The organism is Deltaproteobacteria bacterium (assembly GCA_016210045.1).
Classification (GTDB): Bacteria; UBA10199; UBA10199.
Window position 1 is genome coordinate 74,908 of sequence record JACQUX010000024.1, and the last position, 22,767, is coordinate 97,674.

Sequence of the window (22,767 nt, forward strand, 5' to 3'; positions counted from 1 at the left end):
GGACATTGCTTATGAACGCGATCCATTCCGTCCTCTTCATCGCCATCCCCTACGCCGCCGCAGCGACGTTTTTGATCGGCGCGATCCATCGCTATCGCGCCACCGGATTCAAATATTCGTCGCTCTCTTCTCAATTCCTGGAAGGCAAACGGCTCTTCTTCGGCAGCATGTTGTTCCACTGGGGAATCCTGGCCGTGTTCGCCGGCCACTTGGTCACATGGCTCTTTCCGACAGCGACCTTGGCCTGGAACAGCAGTCCGGTCCGCTTGATCGCCCTCGAAGTGCTGGCGTTCACGTTCGGTCTGAGCGTGCTGGCCGGACTGGTCACGTTGTTGCTGCGGCGGCTTGGGCATTCGCGCGTCCAAGTCGTCACGACGCGAATGGATCTGGCCATCGAACTGTTGATCCTGCTGCAAATCGTGCTCGGCTGCTGGATTGCGCTCGGCTATCGGTGGGGATCTTCGTGGTTCGCCGCCGATCTATCGCCGTATCTCTGGTCGCTGCTGACGTTCAGCCCGCGGATCGACGCCGTCAGCGCGATGCCACACGTCATCCAGGCCCATATTGTCGGCGCATTCCTGATCTTGGGTCTGATTCCCTTTACTCGACTGGTCCACTTCCTCGTCGCGCCATTCCATTACATTTGGCGGCCGTACCAAAAAGTCATTTGGTACTGGGATCGCAAACAAGTCCGCGACCCTCGCACCGTCTGGACCCAGCATCGCCCGCAAAACACGTGAGGATCACGATGGATACGCTCATGCTACACCATTTGGACCGCTTACAAAAGCAACCGGAACGCGGGATCGAAGGCAACGCGCTCTCGCCGATGGATCCGCCGTCCGCGTACGCGCCCCCAGCCGCCGACCATGTCCCGACGGAGGCACTGCATCCGTTTCTGCAGCAACTCTGCCGCGAGCACGCGGCCTGTCTGGACGAGCTGCAACGGTTTGAAACGGCGATTGCGACCATTCAACAAACCGGTTTTACCAAAACGGAAGATCTCGCCATCCGCCATTTCTTTCACTACTTCGAGCACGACTTGGTTCCGCATACGCGGCGGGAAGAGCGACAGTTCTTTCCAATGCTCCACCAACGCTTGCAGGCCAACGGCGAACGCGCCCCAGGCACCGACCCAACGACGGCAGTCGATCTGATGGAAGACGACCATATCAAGAGCATTCAACTCGCGGCCGTGGTGTTGAATTTTTTGGGCCTCGCGTTCCGGCTCCCGGACGAACGCTCGCGATTACTCGTGCTGGACGCCGCGTTGGAACAGGCGAAGCATTTGGTCGAGCTGTTGCGGCTGCATATCTTCCGCGAGGAACAGATCCTGTTTCCGACCGCGCATCGCTTGATCACGACGACTGAATTCAACCAATGGCACTCAGAGGACGACAATGCCGTCCGCTCATAAAGTCCTGGCGCTCAACGTCTGTGCGTTCACCGTCTGTTTTGCCGCATGGACGCTGAACGGCGTGCTGGTCACGTTTCTGACCGACAACGGACTCTTTCCGTGGGGCTCCGTCGAAATCGGTTGGCTGCTTGGCATTCCGGTCTTGACCGGATCGATCTTCCGCCTCCCCGCCGGGATGCTGACCGACAAATATGGCGGCAAGTGGATCTTCGGCACGTTGCTGCTGCTGTGTGCCATTCCGATGTATTTCCTTTCCACTGCAACGGACTTTTTTTCATTCGCGCTGCTCAGCTTCGGCTTCGGACTCGCAGGCACCGGCTTCTCGATCGGCATCGCGTATACGTCCGTTTGGTATCCGCGCCAGTGGCAAGGCACCGCACTCGGGATCTTCGGGATGGGAAACGCCGGCGCAGCCGTCACCACACTATGCGCGCCCGCATTACTCGGCCGGCTCACTGCACACGGCGCCAACTTGGAAGGCTGGCGCACGCTGCCCAAACTGTACGCCGCCGTCTTGCTGGCGATGGGCTGCCTGTTCCTGCTGTTGGCCGAGAACAAGAAACCCGAACATAGCGGCGAACCGTTATTGCAAATGTTGAAACCGCTGAAAGAGATCCGCGTCTGGCGCTTCGGTCTCTACTACTTCTTAGTCTTCGGCTGCTTCGTCGGCCTCGCGCAATGGTTGGTCCCGTATTACGTCAATGTCTACTCCGTCTCGCTCGTGACCGCGGGCCTCTTCGCCTCGATCTTCAGCCTCCCGTCCGGCGTGATCCGCGCCCTCGGCGGCTGGATGTCCGATCACTGGGGCGCGCGCCGCGTGATGTATTGGATCCTCGGCCTCTCCACCGCATGCTGTCTGCTGTTAATTTTTCCGCGGATGGATTTGTTCACGCCCGGCAAAGGCGTGATGGCGCAGCGCGCCGGCATGGTCGCGGAAGTTTCCGAGCGTCGGATCGTCGTGGAACAGCGCGAATATATCGTGACGCCGAAAACGGCAACGGACGAGCCCAATAATGACCAAACGCTGGTCTGGCCGACGACGCGCAGCTGGCAAGAGCCAGTAGTGCACGTCGGGGATTCGGTAAAAAAGAAACAGCTGCTGGCGCGCGGCGTCACGCACATTTTCTTTCAGGCCAACATCTGGATCGCGACATTTTTGATCTTCATCGTCGGGATCGTCTGGGGCATCGGCAAGGCGGCGGTCTACAAACATATCCCCGAGTATTTCCCTCGCCAAGTTGGCGTCGTCGGCGGCATGGTCGGCGTGCTTGGGGGCTTAGGCGGATTTGTTGGCCCTGTCATCTTCGGCTATTTACTCCAGCTCACCGGACTCTGGACCAGCATGTGGATGTTCCTCGCCGGCCTCTCCGTAGTGTGTCTCTATTGGATGCACCGAGTTGTTAAGAAGATGACGACGCTGCCGGAGGCTTTCGAACGGATGCCGCACGTCGTGTCCACGCAGCGCTGACGAGTCCCCGCAAAGGAGAGTTCTCCATGGCAACTTGGCTGAACGTCTGGGAACCGGAGCGCGCCGATTTCTGGCAATCTGCGGGATCGAAAATCGCGTGGCGCACGTTGACGATCACCACCGCGACGCTCGTCCTTTCATTTGCTACCTGGTTCATGATGAGTGCAATCGTCGTGCGACTCCCGAACATCGGTTTTCAGTTCGACACCATGCAACTCTTCTGGCTCGCGGCCATGCCGGGCCTGGCAGGCGGCACGTTGCGGATCATCCATACCTTTCTGATCCCGATCTTCGGCACGCGCACCGTGATCACGATCGCCACCTTTTTAAAGCTGCTCCCCTGCCTCGGCATCGGTTTCGCCGTGATGAATCCGGAGACGCCGTTCTGGATCTTCATGGTCTTGGCCCTGTCGGCGGGTTTCGGCGGCGGGGATTTTTCGTCATATATGCCGAGCACGAGTCTCTTCTTTCCGAAGCGGCTGCAAGGCACTGCGCTCGGCATTCAAGCCGGTGTCGGCAACTTCGGCGTCAGCTTGGCCCAATTCGTCACGCCGTGGATCATCGGCTTCGCGGTGTTCGGTACGTTGGCCGGCGCGCCGCAGACCTTTACGAAAGGTGAGGTCACGAAACCGCTGTGGTTGCAAAATGCCGCGTTCTGGTACGTGCCGCTGCTGGTACTGCTCGGACTGCTCGCGTGGCGACAGCTCCGCAGCGTCCCGATCAAGGCCTCATTCCGTCAACAGCTCGACATCTTCAGCAACAAACACACCTGGCTGATGACACTCCTCTACATAATGACGTTCGGCTCCTTTTCCGGATTCTCGGCCGCGTTCCCGCTGTTGATCAAATCGCTCTACGGCCAGTTCCCGGACGCGCCCGATCCGTTGCGCTACGCCTTTTTAGGACCGCTCGTCGGCTCGACGATCCGTGTCGTGATGGGCCCACCCAGCGACAAATGGGGCGGCGCGATTTTCACTCACATCAGCGGGATCGGACTGCTCGGCTGCGCCATTGCCGTGACATTTTTCACCACGCCGTCGTCAATGGCATCGTTCCCAGCATTCGTCTGGTGCATGTTAGGCCTCTTCCTCTTTTCCGGGATCGGCAATGCCTCGACGTTTCGCCAAATTCCCGTGATCTTCGAACCGCGCCAAGCCGGCGGCGTGCTGGGCTGGACCGGCGCGATCGCGGCATACGGACCGTTCATCTTTTCGACATTGATCGGCGTGGTGCTGACAAAGACCGGCAACCCGAATCTCTTCTTTTACGGTGCCGCGCTGTTTTATCTACTCAACATCGGCATCAATTGGTGGTTTTATCAGCGGCGCGGCGCCGAAAAACCGTGCTAACGTTCGAAAGGATCCGGTTATGATCAACCCATTGGCTTGTCTCATTCGTATCGCGTGCGTCGCCTGCTGTGTCGCCACCTCAACCGCAGCATTCGCCGAAGATGTTCCGACAAAAAAAATTGAGCTGGGCGGAGAGTTGCGCTTGCGCGGCGAGACACTCGTTAATTTGAACAGCTTCATGCCGGGCCGCACCGCAGTGGAAGACGACGCGTTCGTGCTGTTGCGCGCGCGCATCCACCTCGATGCCAAGCCGATTGCTGGACTGCGCGTCTTCATCCAGCCGCAGTTTTCCCGCACCTTTGCACAGGAGGAATCCACGATCGCCAATGGCACGGCGCTCGACGATCTCGATCTCCACCAAGCCTTTCTCGATCTGCCCGCGATCGGCGGCAGTCCGCTCTCGCTGCGGCTCGGCCGTCAAGAGTTCGCGTACGGCGACGGGCGTTTGGTCGGTGACTTCGGCTGGTCGAATATCGGCCGCTCGTTCGACGCCGTCAAAGCCACGCTGAAATTTGACCATGCGTGGGTCGACGGCTTCGCCAGTTGGATTCAACGTGTCGGCGGCAATCAATACTTCGGCGGCCTCTACGGCCACGTCGACCTCACCGACACGCTCGCTGAAGAACCCTATGCGCTGGTCCTGGTCGACAACGACGGCGGCGCAGGCGGCGGCCGACTGGCCGTCTATACGCTCGGCAATCGCTTCGTCGGCACGCTCGGTCCCTGGGACTTCGGCATCGAAGCGGCACTCCAATCCGGTAAATCGGGCGGCAACACGATCTTCGCGTACGCAGGCCACGGCCGCGGCGGGTACACGTTCGACACCGGCTGGAAGCCACGGCTGGGCGTCGAATATAGCCTCGCGTCCGGCGATTCCTCTCCGGGCGTCGGCCGCGTCACCACGTTCAACAACCTCTTTCCCACCAATCACGACAAATACGGCTACATGGACGTCGTCGGCTGGAGGAACATCCACGACGCATCGGCGAGCTTTCAATGCGTGCCGTTCAAAAACTTCACGACCAGCCTGCAATATCACGCCTTCTTGCTCGCGCAACCCGCCGACGGCCTCTACCAAGCCAGTGGCGCCCAAGTCCGCGCCGGCGCCGCCGGGGCCTCCCGCTTCGTCGGCCACGAAGTCGATCTGCTCGCGAAGTACAAGCTGAACCAGTACGCGAACTTCCTCGTCGGCTACTCCTACTTCCGCGCCGGCAAATTCCTCGCCGACACCGGCACCAAACGCGACGCCCACTTCGCCTACGCCCAGACGCAAGTGAGTTTTTAGCGGAGCGGTGGCTGAGCGCTCATCGCTTGCGACGAAGTCTGACCCTGCGCTATGGTCCGCGACATGGAAACCAAATACACCGAGTCACGTCTCGTGCGCCTCATAGGGGTTATTGGTCTGGCGATATCCCTCGGCATCGAATGTTTACGTGAAGCCCACGCGGCCGACGTCTACGTGGATAAAGGCGCATGCCCGTTCGAATGCTGTACATATCGAGCGTGGAGAGTTGTGAAACCGTTTCGTTTGTACGACGCGATCGGGAGTGGAACCGCAATCGAAAAAGTCGCTGCCGGGGGCAAGATACAGGCCTTGACCGGGGAAGTGCATAGCGTCCCCTATCGAACCCAGGCGATTAGCGACGTGCCCGTACAAAAGATCCGCAAAGGAGATGAGGTCTTTTTTCTCGTTTCGTTAGGTGAGGGATTTTGGAAAGTGCGGCATCAAGGCCGCATCATCGAACTAGATGACGCAGAGAGCGTGACGGACTTCGCTGAGCGGACCAAGAAAGTTCCCATACAGAGTCAGTGGTGGATTCGACTCCGCTCCCCCAGCGGCAAGACCGGCTGGACCAAAGAAGACGACCAATTCTTCGGCCCGGACATGGACAGCTGTTCGTAGCTCGTGCCGCACCGGACTGCATCAGCCAGTCCGTAGTGATAGCGACCCATTGATTTCCTTCACATTATCTACGTCGCGTCCAGACGGAGCCAATGGTGTGTTGATTGTATTGAGGTTTTTTTGCGCGGTGGTGGGATGCTGGAGGCCGACTCACCACGCCGGCGCAATCCTGGGGCATCCTGGGCCCTCGAAAATGGGCGCTTTACGCGTTATGCGGCATACTTTGAGTGCTCATCACCCCTGTTGACAGTCGAAGACACAAGTGTATACTCAAAAGTGTCTCTTTATGGATATCTCCGTTAAAGATTTGCGCTACCGGACGAAACACGTGCTCCACAGCCTGCGGCGCGGCACGCGCACCACCATTACGTATCGGGGGCGTCCGGTCGCCAAGCTCGTTCCCCTGACGGCTGAGGACACCAACGTTTTTCACCCGATCGGGTTCGGCATGTGGAAGGACCATACCGCACTCAAGGACGTACACGCATGGCTCGACGACCAGCGCGGCCCACGCTACGGCCGATAATCATCGATACAGATATCCTCATTTGGTACTTCCGCGGGAATCGCCGGGCCGCAGCTGCATTGCAGGACATCGAACATCGTCGGCGTTGGATCAGCTCAATCACACTGATGGAATTGCTCCAAGGCTGCCGTTCCCACGAAGAGCTGCGGGAGGTTCAGGCCTTTGTGGCGGAAAATGTCGCGCGGTTTCTGCACCCCGGCACGGCCGCCTCTGAGAAAGCCATCCACCTCATCGAACACTATGCACTCCCCCACGGACTGCGCGTCGCCGATGCCCTGATTGCCGCTTCCACGCTGCTCCATCGTGCCACGCTCTTGACAGGCAATGTGAAGCACTTCCGTTGCATCGACGGACTCGACCTGCTCGAGTTTGCAGCGTAGCCAAGCACGCAAAGAATAACGCGCCTGCGCTCACTCCGCATGGCACCCCGCACAGAGCGTCGTCTTGATGTCGGCGTGGAGCGGCACGTCTTTGTGACCACCGAGTTCGTGGCAGCTGGCACAACCCATCATTTCGGTGTGGGCCTTATGTGGCATGGTTTTACCGTCGACCTGCACGGTGGCGGGAGGAACCAGCACGCCGAGTTTAGTGTGACACATCGTCGCGCAATACGACCCATTCAGCAGTGGCAGATTCGTCGTATCCGGCAGCGGCACTTTGAGCGCACTTCCGAGTTCCCCCAGCGCCGCGTCTTCCTTGCGCAACGCCGCGGATGCCAAGTACACGTTGTGCTCGCCGCGCGCGAAGCGGACAAAGTCGTGCCATCGCGTGACTTGCGCGAATTGCGTGTGCAGTGGGGCTAACGCATCGGCCGCTAACGTCGCTTTCGCCAGCGCCTCTTTCACTAACTCAATCTTCTTATCTAATGCCGCCAACGTCGCCTTGAGCGCCGACTGCGCCTCCTCCCACATCCCGGTAAAGGCCTCACCGTGACATTTAATACAGGCCTGCGGCGCGGCCGCGACTGTCACGCCGCCGAACTCCGGACTCGGTTTATCTTTTTGCTCGCGGTAGTGACAGCCGACACAATCGACTTGGGCCGTGTACATGGGACTCGGGATATTCGGGAGCCCCAGCGAATCGACACGGCCGCTGTACATCTCTAATTGTCCGACGTGCTTCTGTTCGTGACAGAAGTTACAATCGAACGCGAGCGCCGGCGTCCGGTGCCGCGTCAGGAAACTCTCCGGCACCGCGGGCCGATTGAGCGGCGCAATGGCCGCTTTCCCCGCCTCTTGGAAGCCGTGCTTCAACTCTTTATGACAGTGGAGACACGCCACGTTGTGTTTCGTGACGTGATTTTCGTGCAGGAACGGGATGTCGTCATATTTCTCCAACTTCTCCGGCTGATTGTGACAGGTAAAACACCGATCTTTTTCCGCCTTCCCCTCGCCTTCGGTCACATCAAGATGACAGTTCTTGCACGCCAAGCCGCGTTTCACCACGAAGTCTTGGTGATTGAAACTCATGTTGCCGACTTGGAACGACTGTTCCGGCAAGTTGTGACACCCCTGACACCCCACGCCCGGTTCACCGACGTCGCCCGTCTTCCCGTCCCGGAAATGACAGAGGAAGCACGAACTGTACGTCACTTCGACGTGTGTGCCGACGACGATTTGGGAGTGACACGAGACACAGCGCAGCTGTCGACCTCGCCGCGGCTCCGACAAGTGAGGGCGATGATCAAACCGAATGCCGTGCTTCGTCAACACTTGCCCTTCAAGCAGCCGCGTCGAATGGCATCCGGAACGGAGACACGACGCGTCTTCAATCTCTGCGAACGGCTTGGAAGAATAGGTGCGCGTAATATATTTCACCACTTGCGAGGAGGCCTGAAACTTGTGCCACAAGAGTTCGCCTAACCCATCCGACGGCGGATAGTGACAATCCACACATTTCGCCTTGCCGTAGTGCTGCGAGGTCCGCCACGCCTCGTAATACGGCGTCATGATATGACACGAATTACAGAACGCCGGGCTGGTCGAATACGTGGCCATTCCGAGCAGCCCGACCAGGAACAGGCAAAACCCGATGCCGAGTGTAACGAAAAACCGCGGCAGCAAGTGAACCCGCCAGCGATGCGTGAGCGGAACATCGATCCCGATTTTCAACAACCAACGACGCCAGCCAATTGCGGGGGGATGCGAATGCGGCGATGTCTCCACACGATACTCCTTCAGTTCACACGGCCATGTGCATAATCCGCCAGAGATACGCCACAAAAATCAGCAGCACCAACCCAATGCCGATTCCCAATGCCGAATAGCCAAACACGTATGCAAATCGTTGGGTACGCGGAGCCGGCGGTCCGACGACGACATCGGCGAGTCGGCCGGAACGAACCAAGTCGGCATATTCTTCCGGACGCTCGTGCTGAAAGCGTTCTAACGGAATGCGTCCGGTAAAAATGACGGGATCGAACGGGAAATTTTCCGGCCGGAGATGGACATGGAAAAAGTGGAAAATGAAAATGAAGCCGATGGCCAACAACGCCTCTTCGCCATGCACTACCATCGCGATATTCAGCGCAACGCCGGGGAGGAAGCGCGTGAAAAATTCGGGGAACCAGAGCATCAGCCCGGAAATCCCGATCACGGGTACACCCCAAAAGATCGCAAAATAATCGAACTTCTCCCAATAGGCCCAGCGTCCAATCTGCGGACGCGGTCCCAGATAGAGAAACCAACGCAGATTTTCAAATAAATCGCGGGCATCTTTCAGTCGCGGAATGATCGTATGACCCGATCGCACTTCGGCACGCACATCCGTGCCGGCATAGCTGCGCACCAAGTAGCCGATGTGAAAGGTGGCATATCCGGCTGTGACGACGGCAAAGAGGCGATGGAAATACCGAGAAACTTCCGCGCCGCCGAAGAGCGCACTGAGAAGCGGAGCCCACGGTGCATCGTGGTACATCAGCAACGCCCCAGTCGCGGCGAGCCCTAAGAAACTGACCACGACGGCCAAATGCGTCATCCGCTGCGCAAACGAGAAGCGCTGCACGTATTGAGCACTACTCGGGAAATGCGGCAGCTCGCCGCGTTTGCACGCTACTACGGTGCGTTGCAGCCACAGCAGCGTATGCAGCCCAAAGAAGCTGAAGACCGCAATCAGCAGCGCCGCCATAAAATGCGTGACATAAAACAGCACTGGCGATTTGGCACGATCCGCAAAGTCGGGATGGGGATCGAACGCGACAAAGTTCACATTGGCGGAGTCATGACATTCGCCGCAGGTCGCTATGAGATGATCCGGATGCACGGAAGAATCGGGATCCGACTTGGGCAGATTCAGATGCGCGGTATGGCAGTCGGAACATTTCGCCGCCACGAGATAGCCGATCGACGTGGCCTGGCCATGGAAACTGTCACGATACGATGGGGCCTTGTCGTCGTGACACCGCCCGCACTCTCGCGGGAGCTCGACACGAAATCCCTTCGATGCGACCTTCTGAATTTGGTGCGCGGTATGGCACGTGGTACAGACCGGGCCTCGCGGATCGTCGGCTAACCACAGCGCCCCGTGTGCACTGCGTTGAAAATTTTCAAACACCCCGACATGGCACGGCTTACAGGTCGTCGGCACCCGCGTGTGGTGCACCGGCGACTGCGGGTTGTCTTTGGCTAAAATCTGGTGCGAGCCGTGACAATCATGACATTCGGTCGCGTAGGCGACTCCGTCTTTGCTCCCGATGCGATGCATGCCACGCGCATGCTCGGCACCTACGCTCGGGTGACACGTGGCGCATTGAACGCGTTCTGGAGTGGCTTCGTGCGGCACGGCACTGACATCGGCGTGGCAATCCGTGCAGGCAAGTCCTTCATGCACCGACCCCTGGAGGGCTTCCGCTGTGATGCGGGGTTCCATCGCATCATGGCACCCCAGGCAATCGGCCGTAGTCGGAGACTCCGCACCAACGGGTAGCGCAATCCAGAGGAGCGCAAATGCCAGCCAACTACGCAACAGCCGTGCCAATCGCCCCACCCACGCTTCGCCCCAGATTCTGGTCCCACGTTGATGCATAGTGCCACGCGCTATAAGGGATGGTGCGGAGACCATCTAACGCCCGGGATCAAGAAAGCAACTGATATCAGTCATAGGCCCGTGCGGCAGCGCCCGACATAGTGGAGCCACAATGCATCGGCTGTGGGAACGCACATGGAGAGGGTTGCGTTGGATCTGGCAGCCGGAATCATTACCACCGGGACCTATAGGTCCGCGGACAGGGAGAGACGGCATGCCCCGACGGCACAACAAACATTATTATCGCATCACCTTCCTGATCGTCAGCGGGCTCGTCGCCTTTTTTGTGTTTCGTGCGTTCCTGATCCCCACCTCCTTTCAGCAATTCGGACATTATCGCGGCGCCAACGTCGCCGAACAAATGAACCGGACGACGCACTTCGGCCCCAAGACGGTCTGCGCGATGTGCCATCCCGATTTGGCGACTCAACATCAGACTGGGAAGCACACCACGGTCCAATGCCAAGACTGCCACGATCGTGTCGATGTCCATGCTAATCCGGAGACCGGAGAAGTGATCGGACCGATGCCGATCCAAAAAACCGCGCAGCTCTGCCTTCGTTGCCATCAGCAACTCCCCTCTCGCCCTACAACATTCGCGCAGATCAACCCGGAGGAACACCTCCGCGACATGCCGGAGGCCCACAGCCCGACCATCTGTTTCAGCTGTCACCAGCCGCACGACCCCACGGGCGCCGCCACGAAGGAGAAACCATAATGACGACGCCCACGAACAACGCCCCGGCCACACCGGAGCCCACCGCGGAACCAGGTGTCAACAGGCGTGGCTTTCTGCAAAAGGGATGTGAATTGGCGGCGGCCACACTGTTTGTCGGGTTATTGCCAACACGCAGCCTGGCCAAAGTGGACACGACCGCCCCGCATCCGGAAGGCCATCCCGATTATCAGTGGGAAGAACATCTCTACGCCTACGTCATCGACACGACGAAATGTATCGGCTGCGGGATGTGTGTGGAGGCGTGTCGGAAAGAGAACAACGTCCCACCAGGCTTCTTTCGCACGTGGGTCGAACGATACGAAGTGTCGGAGCGCGGCGAAGTCCACGTCGATTCCCCGCAAGGGGGCGAAAAAGGATTCGGGCCGATCAGCCCGGGCTTTAATGTTTCGAAAGGATATTTTGTTCCGAAAATTTGCAATCACTGTTCGAATACGCCGTGTATTCAAGTCTGTCCGGTTGGAGCCTCCTACCGGACACAGGACGGCGTCATTCTTGTCGATGACAAACGCTGTGTCGGCTGCGGCTACTGCGTCCAGGCCTGTCCGTACGGGAGTCGCTTTTTGAATCCGGAAACGAAAGTCGCCGAGAAGTGTACGTGGTGTTACCACCGTATCACGAAAGGCCTCCAACCCGCATGCGTGCAGGCCTGCCCGGCGGGAGCGCGACTGTTCGGCGATCTGAAAAAAGAAGACGATCCGGTCCGCAAAATCATCGCCACGGAGCGGCTCGCCGTGCTGCAGCCAGAAAAACTCACCAAGCCGAGCTGCTTTTATTTGGGGTTGGATAAGGAGGTGCGGTGATGCTGCTGTTCGAAAACATTCAATATCTCTTCCCAAACGATCACCATATCCACTGGAGCTTGATGATCGTCCTCTATCCGTACATCACCGGACTCGTCGCCGGATCGTTCGTCGTCTCGTCACTCTACCACGTGTTTCATATCGCGCCGCTCAAACCGGTGGGCCGCTTCTCGTTGCTCGCCTCGTTCGCCTTTCTCTGCTTTGCCACGCTGCCACTGCTGAATCACTTAGGGCATCCGGAACGAGCGCTCAACATTATGATCACGCCGAACTTCTCGTCCGCGATGGCCGGCTTCGGCATCATTTTCAGCATCTATTTCATCCTGGTGCTGGTTGAAGTGTGGCTCGTGTTTCGCGCCGATATCATCGCGTATGCCACGCAATCGACCGGCTGGCGCCGCATGTTGTACAAAGCGCTCGCACTCGGCGTCTACGACCTCCATCCGGAGGCCGTGGAAACCGATCGGCGCATCGTCAACTTCCTGGCCGCCGCTGGTATCCCCGCCGCTTGCTTTCTGCACGGATATGTCGGCTTCCTGTTCGGCGCCCTCAAGGCCAATCCCTGGTGGTCCACGCCGCTGATGCCGGTCATCTTCCTGTTTTCCGCGATCGTCTCCGGCATCGCGTTGCTGATCGTCCTCTATCAAATCATCATGAAGATGCGCCGCACGCCGATCGACCAAGCGTGCATCTCCCGATTGGCGCAACTCCTCTGGATGTTCATGATCGTGGCCGTCTCGATCGAGTTGCTGGAAATCATCACGCTGGCGTATGAGAAATCGGACGCGTGGGAAGTGATAGGGCCGCTGCTGACGCATCAGCTTTCCTTCTCCTTCATCACGGTCCAGATGGTGCTCGGCGCGCTGATTCCGTTCATCTTGCTGATGGTCACCGTGTTGATGAATCAATATCTGCACGAAAAAGTGCGCAACACGCTCACCTTCGTAGCCTCGCTGCTGTTGCTGGTGCAAGTCTTCTCGATGCGCTGGAACGTCGTGATCGGCGGCCAAATCTTCTCCAAGAGCTTCCGCGGATTCCGCGACTATCACCCCTACTTCTTGGAGAAGGAAGGCGTCTTGGCGGCGCTCGTCATCTTCGCACTCCCCTTCCTGCTCCTCTACGTCCTGAATCGCATCTTGCCCGCGTTCGAATCGCCGGCAGAAACGCGGCAAGGGGCTTGAATCGGTTTGACTTTTCGACCTCATCTGCCTAAACAACGGCACGATGCGTTTCAGCCGTGCTTTGATTCCAACGCTCCGTGAGACCCCGGCCGAGGCCGAAGTCGTCTCGCATCAATTGTTGTTGCGTGGCGGATTTATCCGTCAGGTCGCGCGCGGGATCTACACCTATCTACCGCTCGGATGGCGTGTGCTGTTGAAAGTCACGCACATCGTGCGGGAAGAACTGACGCGCGCCGGATGCGAAGAAGTCCAGATGCCGTGTTTAGTGCCGGCGGAACTTTGGCAACAAAGCGGCCGCTGGGGCGCATACGGCAAGGAATTGCTGCGCATCAAAGATCGCCACGATCGCGAATTCTGCTTCGGACCGACGCACGAAGAAGTGATCACCGAACTTGTCGCCGCCTCGGTCCGTTCGTATCGCGATCTGCCGAAAAACTTATTCCAGATCCACACCAAGTTTCGCGATGAAGTCCGTCCCCGCTTCGGCTTAATGCGCGGACGCGAATTCATCATGAAAGACGGCTATTCCTTTCACACCAGTCTGGACGATCTGGATCGCGAATATGCTGCCATGCGTGCGGCCTATTTGCGGATCTTCCATCGCTGCGGCCTCTCGGCTCGCGTCGTCGAAGCCGCCACTGGGAATATCGGCGGATCGTCGTCACACGAAGTGATGATCCTGGCCGAGACCGGCGAATCCGCGATCGCCCATTGCCCGCAGTGCGAATATGCCGCGAACGTCGAACTAGCGGCGTATCGCGTTCCCGCAACGGCCACCGGGACGCAGGCGGACGTGCCCTCGGCGCACGAAGTCCACACCCCGGGACGCGGCGGCGTACAAGACGTCATCGGCGTCCTGGGCGTAACCGCAGCGCAAATGATCAAGACGCTCATTTACGAACGCGATGGCGGGATCGTCGTGGCACTCGTTCCGGGCGACCGCGAAGTGAACGAACACAAATTGCAGACCGCCACCGGCGCAACCTTCTTAGAACTCGCCGGGCCAAAAACTATTCACGATCTCACGAACGCCGCAGTCGGCTTTGCCGGCCCAATGGGTCTCCCGGCGACCTTGCCGGATTGGGGACCAGTGACCGTATTGGCCGATCACGCGATCGCGCAACTGCCGTGGGGCGCCACCGGTGCCAATCGAACCGATTATCATTGCATGCATGTCGTGCCGGGTCGGGACTTTACTCCAACGCAGTACCTCGATCTCGGCACCGCCCGAGCCGACGATTGGTGTCCACGCTGCGAGACCGGCACGCTCGCGATCATCCGCGGCATCGAAGTCGGACACATCTTCAAACTCGGCACCAAATATGCCGAACCGTTGGGCGCGCGCTATCTCGACCATGAAGGGCACGAACAAACGATGATCATGGGAACCTACGGCCTCGGGATCGGGCGGACCGCTGCTGCAGCCGTGGAACAACACCACGACGCACGCGGCATTGTGTGGCCGCTGCCGATCGCTCCGTTCCATATCGCGCTGCTGCTCCTCAACGCCAAAGATGCGGCCCATACGGCTTACGCCGAACAGACCTATGCCACACTGACTGCGGCCGGCCTCGACGTTTTATTCGATGACCGGTCAGAACGCGCGGGCGTCAAATTTACGGATGCCGAATTGATCGGTCTCCCCTACCAAGTCATCATCGGTGGCAAAGGCATCGCTCAACAGGCCGTCGAGTTGAAAGACCGTCGGACCGGCGAGGCGCAGATGATGCCCGTCGAGGCCGTCGTCCGACGGATACAAGAGGAACTGGCAGCGACCGGGGGGACGGCATGACACGCACGGCAAAGCACCAAGAGCAACTGATTGTGGCGCTCGACGGCACGTCGCTGGATCAAGCCCAAGAGCTCGTGGAATTGCTCCGGGAAGACGTCAAAAACTTCGAAGTCGGCATGGAGCTCTTCACCGCGGCCGGCCCCGCGGTCGTGGAAATGATCCGCCGCTGCGGATGTCACGCCTTTCTCGACTTAAAATATCACGACATCCCAAGCACTGTGGCCAAAGCCATAGTGGCGGCGGCGGAACTCGGTGTCACGATGATCAACCTCCATGCCTCCGGCGGACAACGGATGATGGAAGAATCGCTGCACGCGCTGGAACGCACGATGGGCCCGAAACGGCCGAAACTCGTGGCCGTCACCGTGCTCACCAGCTTGGAAACGTTGGGAGACATCGGCGTGCAATATGAAGTGCGCGAGCAAGTCGTGCGTTTGGCGCAGATGGCGAAAGAAGCCGGGCTCGATGGCGTCACCGCATCGCCGATGGAAATTCATTCCATTCGGCGCGCCTGCGGCAAAGACTTTCTGATCGTCACGCCCGGTATTCGTTTAATCGGCGAAGAGGCGTACGACCAACGCCGGATCGGCAGTCCACGCCAAGCCATCGAATCAGGCGCCGATTACCTGGTGGTCGGGCGCCCGATCACCGAAGCCCGCGATCCCCGCACCGTCGTCCACGCATTCATCGCAGAGATCAAGGCGATTAGCTAGTGGCGTGCCCCTTATCCCGGCAGGGGCGAGGGGAGGCTGCGGGCCGTTCGCCTCGCGTTACGGCGCTCGGCTCACTCCGCCAGCGCGGAAGGCGGACTTCAGCAGCGTGTCGTGTTTGCCGACGTCCACCGGACGTCGTTTGCCACGACACGCCCTCGCTCGGTCGGGCTTCAACACCATAGTACTCTGTCAAAGGACGGAAACGCGTTGCGTTTCCGACATGACTGCCGCGGACCATGCCATCGCTCCGCGATGGCGTCCTTACCCGCTCAGACTCGCCCGCAGCCCCCCCTCGCCCCTGCCGGGACCTCTAGGATCAATCGGCAAAATTTCTTTATGGGATGGGCACCCATCAGAAGACGAGGATACATAGCAGCCAATCGCGCGGGCCGGGGGTCTCCAGGGGCTCTCGCAGCCGATTTCTCCTTGCGTATTGTAATGACGAAATCGGCGAGGGTGAGCGGCGCTGCGCCTCGATGGCGCAGCGACCGCGTACCCTGGAGACCCCCGGCCCGCGCGATTGGCCCCCGTGCAAAGGGACGGCACGGTGACAGGGGACACCAGACTAAGCACTGTAGTGTTGTAAAGTGGAGCGTTTTTGGTAGGCGAGGTCGCGTTCGAATTGGTCGACGGAGAGCGGACTCATTTGGCTCAGTTGTTCCCGCGCTTGGTGATATTTCTGCCAACACTCTTCCATATAATGCGTCAATTCCTCTTGGCGCTCCCGATCCGCCGTCTCTTCGTATTCCATCCGCGCGTATTCGTGATTGATCGAACTCGTAGCCATGGCCAATTGCAGCTCTAAGATTGGGTCGTTCCGCTTCTTGAGGCGCGGGCTCGGTTCGACATGCTCGCTATGCACCAACAAGTGCCCGCCGTGGTCTAATGCGTGCCCTTTGATCTCTTTCTTCAACATGGCCAACCTCCCCTATGCTCGTTGGTGTCTGCCGGATAATAGAGCAACCAAAGTGCCACGCCATACGGCCATAGCGCTCAGATCGACCGCAAAAAAGATGAACATTTTCAAACGGATCAGAGCAAGGGTCCACAAAAACCCGCCGAAAAATGGTCCGTACCCGGGGGGGGCAGGCCCAAATTCGGGGTGGCCAGGCCCCAGGCCGGAAGCGTGACAGCCCCCTCCCTGCTGTGCTATCGGCGCACCTCATGCCCAATGTTTCCGCCATTCGGATCGACCAGCTGGTCAAGCGTTTCGGCACCGTCACGGCCGTGGCCGGGGTGTCGCTCGACATTCGCCCCGGGGAATTTTTCGGTCTGCTGGGGCCGAACGGCGCCGGCAAGACCACGCTCATCAGCTGCATCGTCGGTCTGGCCCGCCCCACCACCGGACGAGTCATGGTCTGCGGCGACGACGTGGTCCGCGCGCCGCTGCGCACCAAGGCGCAAATCGGTTTCGCGCCGCAGGAAGTGAATGTGGAATATTTTTTCCCCATTCAACGCATCTTGGAATTTCAGGGCGGCTACAACGGACTCTCCCGCGCCGTGAGTCGCGCGCGGGCCGACGCGTTACTGCGCCAATTTGGACTTTGGGAACGGCGCGACGTGCAATACTTCCGACTCTCCGGCGGCATGCAAAAACGCCTGATGATCGCGCGCGCATTGATCGCCGAGCCGCGCGTCTTGATCCTCGATGAACCGACTGCCGGCGTGGATGTCGAACAACGCCATGCGCTGTGGGAGGTGCTGCGCGCGTTGAAGGCCGGCGGCACGACGATTGTGCTCACCAGCCATTACATCGACGAAGTGGAATTATTGTGCGAACGCGTCGGCGTGATCCACCAAGGCACACTGGTGGAATTGGGAACTCCGCAGGAACTGATCGCACGCTACTGCGAACAAATGCTGACGATCGACTTGGCAACGCCCGTCCATGCCGACATGTTGGGCGCGCTGGACGCGCACGTCGCCGTGCTGCACGAAGGGCGTCGGCTGCAAATCCGCACCCGACACGGCGATGAACGCATCGGGCCGCTGACCCAAGACGTGTTGCGCCGCCTCGAGCAGATTCCGGACTGCCGCGTCGTCGACCTGCACATCACGCGCGGCGATTTGGAACAAGTGTTTCTCAAAGTCACCGGCAGTCGGATGACGGCGGAGGCCGCCGCATGAATCGTCACTGCATCTTGGCCACGCTGTTGCGGCGCGAACTGTATCGCTTCACCCGACTCGCCGGACAAACGATTGCGCCGCCGGTCATCACGACCGTGCTTTTTATTGTGATCTTCGGCTATTCGCTCGGCGGGCAAATCCGCGAATTGCACGGTGTCCCGTACATTCAATATATCCTGCCGGGACTCGCGTTGATGGGCGTGCTCACGAACGCCTTTTCGAATTCCTCCACGTCGCTGTACGCGGCGCGTTTCGATCGCAGCATTCAGAATTGGGTCGCGTCGCCGATCGCGCCGTATCAATTCGTGATCGCACTACTCTGCGGCGGCGTGGCGCGCGGGCTCGTGATCGGACTGGTCACCGTCGGCGTCGGCGTGGCGGCGATCGGGCTCCCGATGCAACATCCATTCATCATGCTGCTGTGGTTCCTCGGCGTCGGCGTGTTCTTCGCCGGGATCGGAATCGTCAGCGGTCTAATGGCCGATAGCTGGGATCATTTGGCCACGATCTCGACGTTCATCCTGACGCCGCTGACGTATCTGGGCGGCACGTTTTACTCGCTGCAGCTGTTGCCGCCGTTTTGGCGCGCGGTGTCGTACGCCAATCCGATTTTTTATTGCATCGACGGATTCCGCTTTCTGCTGCTCGGCGCCTCCGATGTCCCCTTTCGCGTCTCGGCACTCGTCCTTGCCGGCGGGGCCTGCACCAGCGCCACGCTCGCCTGGTGGCTCATCAAACGCGGCTATCGATTGGTGCGATAAGGGCGCAACGCACCAGACCCCGATTGACAGCCGCGAGCGCCGTCAGTATGACGCTGCGACATGCCGCAACCGACGGGGGAATTATTTGCAAAACTGGTCGCTGTGATCGCGCGATTGCGGGCACCGGATGGGTGCCCGTGGGATCGGGAACAGACACCGCAAAGCGCCGCGCCGTATCTGCTGGAAGAGGCGCACGAAGCGCTGGAGGCGATCGACACGCACGACACGGCACAGGTCTGCGAGGAGCTGGGCGATCTGTTGCTCCAAGTCGTCTTCCAGACACAAATGGTCGCTGATACCGCGCGCGCGTTCACGATCGACGACGTCGTCACCGGCGTAACAGAGAAACTGATTCGGCGGCATCCGCATGTGTTCGCCGACACGACGGTCAGCGGCGTCGGCGAGGTGTTGGCGAATTGGGAACAGATCAAGCGCACAGAGAAACCGCAGCGCGGGTCGATCCTCGACGGACTGCCGAAGGGATTGCCGGCGTTGCTGTTGGCCTTCCGCTTGGGCCAAAAAGCCGGACGCGTCGGTTTCGATTGGCCGCAAGCGCGGGACGTGCTCGCGAAGATTACCGAAGAAGTGACGGAGTTAGAAACCGCCACGGCCAACCGCTCGCGGGACGCGATGACCGCCGAACTCGGCGACCTGCTGTTTGCGATCGTGCAATGGGCACGGTGGATGGAGCTCGATCCGGAAGGCGCACTGCGACAATCGAATCTGCGGTTCACGCGCCGCTTTCAATGGATGGAGCAGCACTTGCGCGCGACGGGGCGGGAACCGAATCAGGACCTGACGCCGGCCGAGTGGGAGACGTTATGGCAGCAAGCAAAGGCTGCGACATGAACGCACCGCGTTCCCGTCGCACCGCACTCTTTCTGTCCCTCTGCGTTCTCCCGGGCGCAGGGCAGTGGTATTTGCGGGAACGGACGCGCGGCGGTCTTTTTATGGCCGTCTCACTCGTGGCCGCGTGCTATCCGTTGCTCCGCTTCGTCCGCAGCATGAACGCGATCGGTGAAACCTTGTTGTCCCAACCCGATCCGACGCCGTCGCTGTTGTGGGACGCGGCGGGCCAAGCCTGGGCACTGCATGGCAACTGGGTCTTTGGGGGCATTGCCCTGATGTTGGTCTGTTGGGTCGTGGCGGCCGGTGATCTCTTACGGAGGCGTGCGTATGAATAATCTCGGACTGTTGATTCCGCACTGGTTACACCTGTTGGCCGCGATGGCCTGGGTCGGCGGGATTCTCTATATCAACTTCGTGCTGTTGCCGGCGCTGGCGCCGCAATCTACGAGCGTCAAGGCGCCACTGATGCCGCTGTTGTTGCGGCGCTTTATCACCGTGGTGTGGAGCGCGGCGGGACTGCTGTTACTGACCGGGCTGGATCGCGCGATGCGCGTGCAGCACTTGGTGTCCGCCGCGGCGTGGTTCGAGACGCCGTACGGCCGCTTGCTCGCGATCAAACTCTTCTTCTTCTTGCTGTTAGTGGGGATCGCGGGACACGTCACGTTCGTCACGTATCCGCGCGTGCGCGCCCATATGCCCAGTCACTGCAATACCGCGCCGGGCGTCACGACGGAGTGCGCTGAATGCCGCGCGTTGACCGGGGCGCTGCGGCGCATGATGCGTATTGCATTGCTGGTCGCACTCGCCGTCGTGCTATTAGCCGCCGCCTTGAGGATGGGATGAATACTCCCCGCGGCAAGCCGCGGGGCTTCCACCCCCCTCTCCCTTTGGGGAGAGGGCTGGGTGAGGGGGAGTGTTCCGCTTCAGATTTGAAGAGATTGACACGCCCGTTGCAGCCCGATCCAGTCGGATGGGTCTGCGCCGGATCGGTGTCCGAATGTGCACCGGATCGGCCGTTGGTCATTTTGACGCCGAAATTTCCCGTGGCGATCTTTCAGGTCCGCACCACATATATCGCCATCAAAGACCGCTGTCCGCACGCCGACTGGGCGCTGTCGCGCGGCACACTGAGCGACGCCACGATCACCTGTCCCGGCCATGCGTGGCAATTCGACCTCCGCACCGGGCAATGCCTGCGCGGCGACACCGAGTGCAGTCTCCGGCTATTTCCGGTGGAAGTGCGCGGCACGGCCCTGTGGGTCAAAATCGCTTAAACCGTACATGTCGTCGGCAGCGCTGGATTCAACAGATTGGCACCACGCGTGGCGTCCCAGGCAATGAGTCCGCTCAGGTAGGCCATCGGCGCCTGCGCGAGACGCGCGGCATATTTCTCCAACAACTGCTCGGCACGCGTGCGATATGTGGCCTCGTGCGTGAGTTCGTAAAGACGCAGCAAGTTCCCCACCGCCACGGCATTCGGTGCGGGACAGGCCCCATCGTCGAAGCGCTTTTGGCGCACGATCAGATCGCCGGCCTCGGGACTGAAAAAATAGCCACCGCGGTGTGTATCCCACAACTGCACATCTTGCGCCGCTTGCAGCGCCTGCGCCCATGCGAGCCAACGGCAATCTTGATCGACAGCATACAACGCGAGTAATCCGTGGATCAAATAAGCGTAGTCCTCCAAGCACGCGGCATGCGGCGCATCCGCGCAGCGGAAGAGTTGCTCCGCGCGCCAAACGTGCGTGCGCAGCGCATCGGCGGCACGGTGCGCAGCCTCAGTGTAGCGCGGCTCGGCGCAAGTCCGTGCAGCTGTCGCCAACGCACTGATCATCAGACCGTTCCAACCCGTCACGATCTTTTCATCGCGTGATGGACGCACGCGTTGCGCCCGCACGGCGAGCAATGCGGCGCGTGCAGCCGCGATGAGCGGCACGTCTACCGCCTCCCACGAAAGCTCTGGCGGCAGAAACAAGATGTTTTCGCCGACGGCATCGCCATGTTCTGGTTGGAAATTCCCCTCGGAACATACACCATACACTGGCGCGAACGCGGCATGCGACTCCTGCGTTAATGCGGCTTGCAACTCTGTAACCGTCCAGACGTAGAATGCCCCTTCGCGGCCCTCGCTGTCGGCGTCTTCTGCGGCATAAAAAACTCCGCTCGGGTCGGTGAGATCGCGCAACACGTAGTCCAGCGTGGATCGGGCAACGGTCTCGAAACGTGGCGTGCGAGTCACGGCAAACGCCTCGGCATACGTCGTCGCCAACAACGCGTTGTCGTACAACATTTTTTCAAAGTGCGGGACGCGCCACGCCGCGTCGGTGGCGTAGCGATGGAATCCGCCGCCGAGCTGATCGTGCAGCCCGCCGCGCGCCATCTGATCCAGCGTGTGAATCACCATTTCGACCGTCTGCGGCGCGCGCGTGCGCAGATGGGTGCGGAGCAGCCATTGCAGCGTCGTGCTCGGCGGAAACTTCGGCGCACTGCCGAAACCGCCGGCATTGGGATCGTAATGGGCGTGACATGCCGCGACCGCTTGCTCGACGATTGCATCGGACATGGTGCCGGGAATTTCCTGCGGCTCCGGCCGACGCAACACGGTCGTCAATTCGGCAGCGACAATGACGATCCGCGCGCGATCGGCGCGCCACAGCGTCGCGAGCTGTTCCAAGAGTTGGAGGAATTGGTCTCGCCAAAAGAACGTCGCGGCGAAAAACGGGCGGCGCTCGTGATCGAGGAAGGCGGAGAGCGGCCATCCGCCGTGGCCGTGCAGTGCAACGGCCGCATCCATATATATCTGGTCCACGTCCGGATGTTCTTCCCGATCCACTTTGACGCTGATGAAGTGACGATTCAACACGGCCGCCACATCGGCGCGTTCGAACGAATCGTGTGCCATCACGTGGCACCAGTGGCACGTCGAATAGCCAATGCTCAGAAAGATCGGTCGATCCGTGGCGCGCGCCGCAGCAAACGCCGCGTCACCCCACGGATACCAATCGACCGGATTGTCCGCGTGCTGCCGGAGGTATGGACTCTGCTCCGCTGCTAATCGATTGGGCATAGGCCTCCTCAAACAGAAAGGGCCGGCGGAATCCGCCGGCCCCGATCTGTGT

The 22,767-nt window shown here is 59.9% G+C and carries 23 protein-coding genes; 19 read left to right on the forward strand and 4 right to left on the reverse strand.

Annotated features, from left to right (window positions below):
- The first annotated feature begins 11 nt into the window (after window positions 1-11).
- The 8 genes from narI to HY696_08030 all read left to right on the forward strand — a co-directional run bounded on the left by narI (window position 12) and on the right by HY696_08030 (window position 7,043).
- Window positions 12-740 carry a respiratory nitrate reductase subunit gamma gene (gene narI / locus HY696_07995; protein ID MBI4238341.1) on the forward strand — a complete coding sequence of 243 codons (729 nt, stop codon included), beginning with the start codon at window positions 12-14 and terminating at the stop codon, window positions 738-740.
- Window positions 741-760: 20 nt separating this feature from the next.
- The gene (locus tag HY696_08000) at window positions 761-1,417 is read left to right on the forward strand and encodes a hemerythrin domain-containing protein (GenBank protein MBI4238342.1); all 657 of its coding nucleotides are present in this window, start codon (window positions 761-763) and stop codon (window positions 1,415-1,417) included.
- Window positions 1,401-2,885: an MFS transporter gene (locus tag HY696_08005; protein MBI4238343.1), complete on the forward strand. Its 1,485-nt coding sequence runs from the start codon at window positions 1,401-1,403 to the stop codon at window positions 2,883-2,885. Before HY696_08000 ends, HY696_08005 begins: the two co-directional genes overlap by 17 nt.
- Window positions 2,886-2,911: 26 nt before the next feature.
- Window positions 2,912-4,234, forward strand: a complete 1,323-nt coding sequence (locus tag HY696_08010) for a NarK/NasA family nitrate transporter (GenBank protein ID MBI4238344.1) — start codon at window positions 2,912-2,914, stop codon at window positions 4,232-4,234.
- Window positions 4,235-4,253: 19 nt separating this feature from the next.
- Complete coding sequence (locus HY696_08015) at window positions 4,254-5,519, forward strand: alginate export family protein (protein MBI4238345.1); 1,266 nt, start codon at window positions 4,254-4,256, stop codon at window positions 5,517-5,519.
- Between the two features lie 63 nt (window positions 5,520-5,582).
- Entirely contained in the window at window positions 5,583-6,137 is a 555-nt protein-coding gene (locus tag HY696_08020) for a hypothetical protein (GenBank protein MBI4238346.1), read from the forward strand.
- A 286-nt stretch (window positions 6,138-6,423) separates the two neighbouring features.
- Entirely contained in the window at window positions 6,424-6,663 is a 240-nt protein-coding gene (locus HY696_08025) for a type II toxin-antitoxin system prevent-host-death family antitoxin (protein ID MBI4238347.1), read from the forward strand.
- Entirely contained in the window at window positions 6,624-7,043 is a 420-nt protein-coding gene (locus HY696_08030) for a type II toxin-antitoxin system VapC family toxin (GenBank protein ID MBI4238348.1), read from the forward strand. Before HY696_08025 ends, HY696_08030 begins: the two co-directional genes overlap by 40 nt.
- Window positions 7,044-7,073: 30 nt before the next feature.
- On the opposite strand, the gene HY696_08035 is transcribed toward HY696_08030, so the two are convergent.
- On the reverse strand, window positions 7,074-8,828 hold the full coding sequence (locus HY696_08035) for a NapC/NirT family cytochrome c (protein MBI4238349.1): 1,755 nt from the start codon (window positions 8,826-8,828) through the stop codon (window positions 7,074-7,076).
- 16 nt (window positions 8,829-8,844) lie between these two features.
- A complete protein-coding gene (locus HY696_08040) occupies window positions 8,845-10,686 on the reverse strand; it encodes a hypothetical protein (GenBank protein MBI4238350.1) in 1,842 nt (613 codons plus the stop codon).
- Window positions 10,687-10,900: 214 nt separating this feature from the next.
- Between HY696_08040 and HY696_08045 the strand changes: the two genes are divergently transcribed.
- From HY696_08045 to pyrF, 5 genes are read left to right on the forward strand one after another with little or no spacing between them, the layout of a single operon-like run.
- The gene (locus HY696_08045) at window positions 10,901-11,404 is read left to right on the forward strand and encodes a hypothetical protein (GenBank protein MBI4238351.1); all 504 of its coding nucleotides are present in this window, start codon (window positions 10,901-10,903) and stop codon (window positions 11,402-11,404) included.
- Entirely contained in the window at window positions 11,404-12,225 is an 822-nt protein-coding gene (locus tag HY696_08050; protein MBI4238352.1) for a 4Fe-4S dicluster domain-containing protein, read from the forward strand. Before HY696_08045 ends, HY696_08050 begins: the two co-directional genes overlap by 1 nt.
- Window positions 12,225-13,406: a polysulfide reductase NrfD gene (gene nrfD, locus HY696_08055; protein MBI4238353.1), complete on the forward strand. Its 1,182-nt coding sequence runs from the start codon at window positions 12,225-12,227 to the stop codon at window positions 13,404-13,406. The genes HY696_08050 and nrfD overlap by 1 nt, the downstream gene beginning before the upstream one ends.
- Window positions 13,407-13,449: 43 nt before the next feature.
- Window positions 13,450-15,198 carry a proline--tRNA ligase gene (locus tag HY696_08060; GenBank protein ID MBI4238354.1) on the forward strand — a complete coding sequence of 583 codons (1,749 nt, stop codon included), beginning with the start codon at window positions 13,450-13,452 and terminating at the stop codon, window positions 15,196-15,198.
- Window positions 15,195-15,911, forward strand: coding sequence for an orotidine-5'-phosphate decarboxylase (pyrF, locus tag HY696_08065; GenBank protein MBI4238355.1), 717 nt, complete (start codon window positions 15,195-15,197; stop codon window positions 15,909-15,911). The genes HY696_08060 and pyrF overlap by 4 nt, the downstream gene beginning before the upstream one ends.
- Before the next feature lie 565 nt (window positions 15,912-16,476).
- Here the strand turns inward: pyrF and HY696_08070 are convergent.
- Entirely contained in the window at window positions 16,477-16,827 is a 351-nt protein-coding gene (locus HY696_08070) for a hypothetical protein (protein ID MBI4238356.1), read from the reverse strand.
- A 248-nt stretch (window positions 16,828-17,075) separates the two neighbouring features.
- Between HY696_08070 and HY696_08075 the strand changes: the two genes are divergently transcribed.
- From HY696_08075 to HY696_08100, 6 genes are all read left to right on the forward strand, one after another.
- A complete protein-coding gene (locus tag HY696_08075; GenBank protein ID MBI4238357.1) occupies window positions 17,076-18,038 on the forward strand; it encodes an ABC transporter ATP-binding protein in 963 nt (320 codons plus the stop codon).
- Window positions 18,035-18,799 carry an ABC transporter permease gene (locus HY696_08080; GenBank protein MBI4238358.1) on the forward strand — a complete coding sequence of 255 codons (765 nt, stop codon included), beginning with the start codon at window positions 18,035-18,037 and terminating at the stop codon, window positions 18,797-18,799. The genes HY696_08075 and HY696_08080 overlap by 4 nt, the downstream gene beginning before the upstream one ends.
- 60 nt (window positions 18,800-18,859) lie before the next feature.
- The gene (gene mazG / locus HY696_08085; protein MBI4238359.1) at window positions 18,860-19,648 is read left to right on the forward strand and encodes a nucleoside triphosphate pyrophosphohydrolase; all 789 of its coding nucleotides are present in this window, start codon (window positions 18,860-18,862) and stop codon (window positions 19,646-19,648) included.
- Window positions 19,621-19,983, forward strand: coding sequence for a hypothetical protein (locus HY696_08090; GenBank protein ID MBI4238360.1), 363 nt, complete (start codon window positions 19,621-19,623; stop codon window positions 19,981-19,983). The genes mazG and HY696_08090 overlap by 28 nt, the downstream gene beginning before the upstream one ends.
- The gene (locus HY696_08095) at window positions 19,976-20,491 is read left to right on the forward strand and encodes a CopD family protein (GenBank protein ID MBI4238361.1); all 516 of its coding nucleotides are present in this window, start codon (window positions 19,976-19,978) and stop codon (window positions 20,489-20,491) included. The genes HY696_08090 and HY696_08095 overlap by 8 nt, the downstream gene beginning before the upstream one ends.
- A 107-nt stretch (window positions 20,492-20,598) precedes the next feature.
- Window positions 20,599-20,922: a Rieske (2Fe-2S) protein gene (locus tag HY696_08100; protein ID MBI4238362.1), complete on the forward strand. Its 324-nt coding sequence runs from the start codon at window positions 20,599-20,601 to the stop codon at window positions 20,920-20,922.
- On the opposite strand, the gene HY696_08105 is transcribed toward HY696_08100, so the two are convergent.
- Complete coding sequence (locus HY696_08105) at window positions 20,919-22,715, reverse strand: thioredoxin domain-containing protein (protein MBI4238363.1); 1,797 nt, start codon at window positions 22,713-22,715, stop codon at window positions 20,919-20,921. The genes HY696_08100 and HY696_08105 overlap by 4 nt on opposite strands.
- Between the last annotated feature and the right edge of the window lie 52 nt (window positions 22,716-22,767).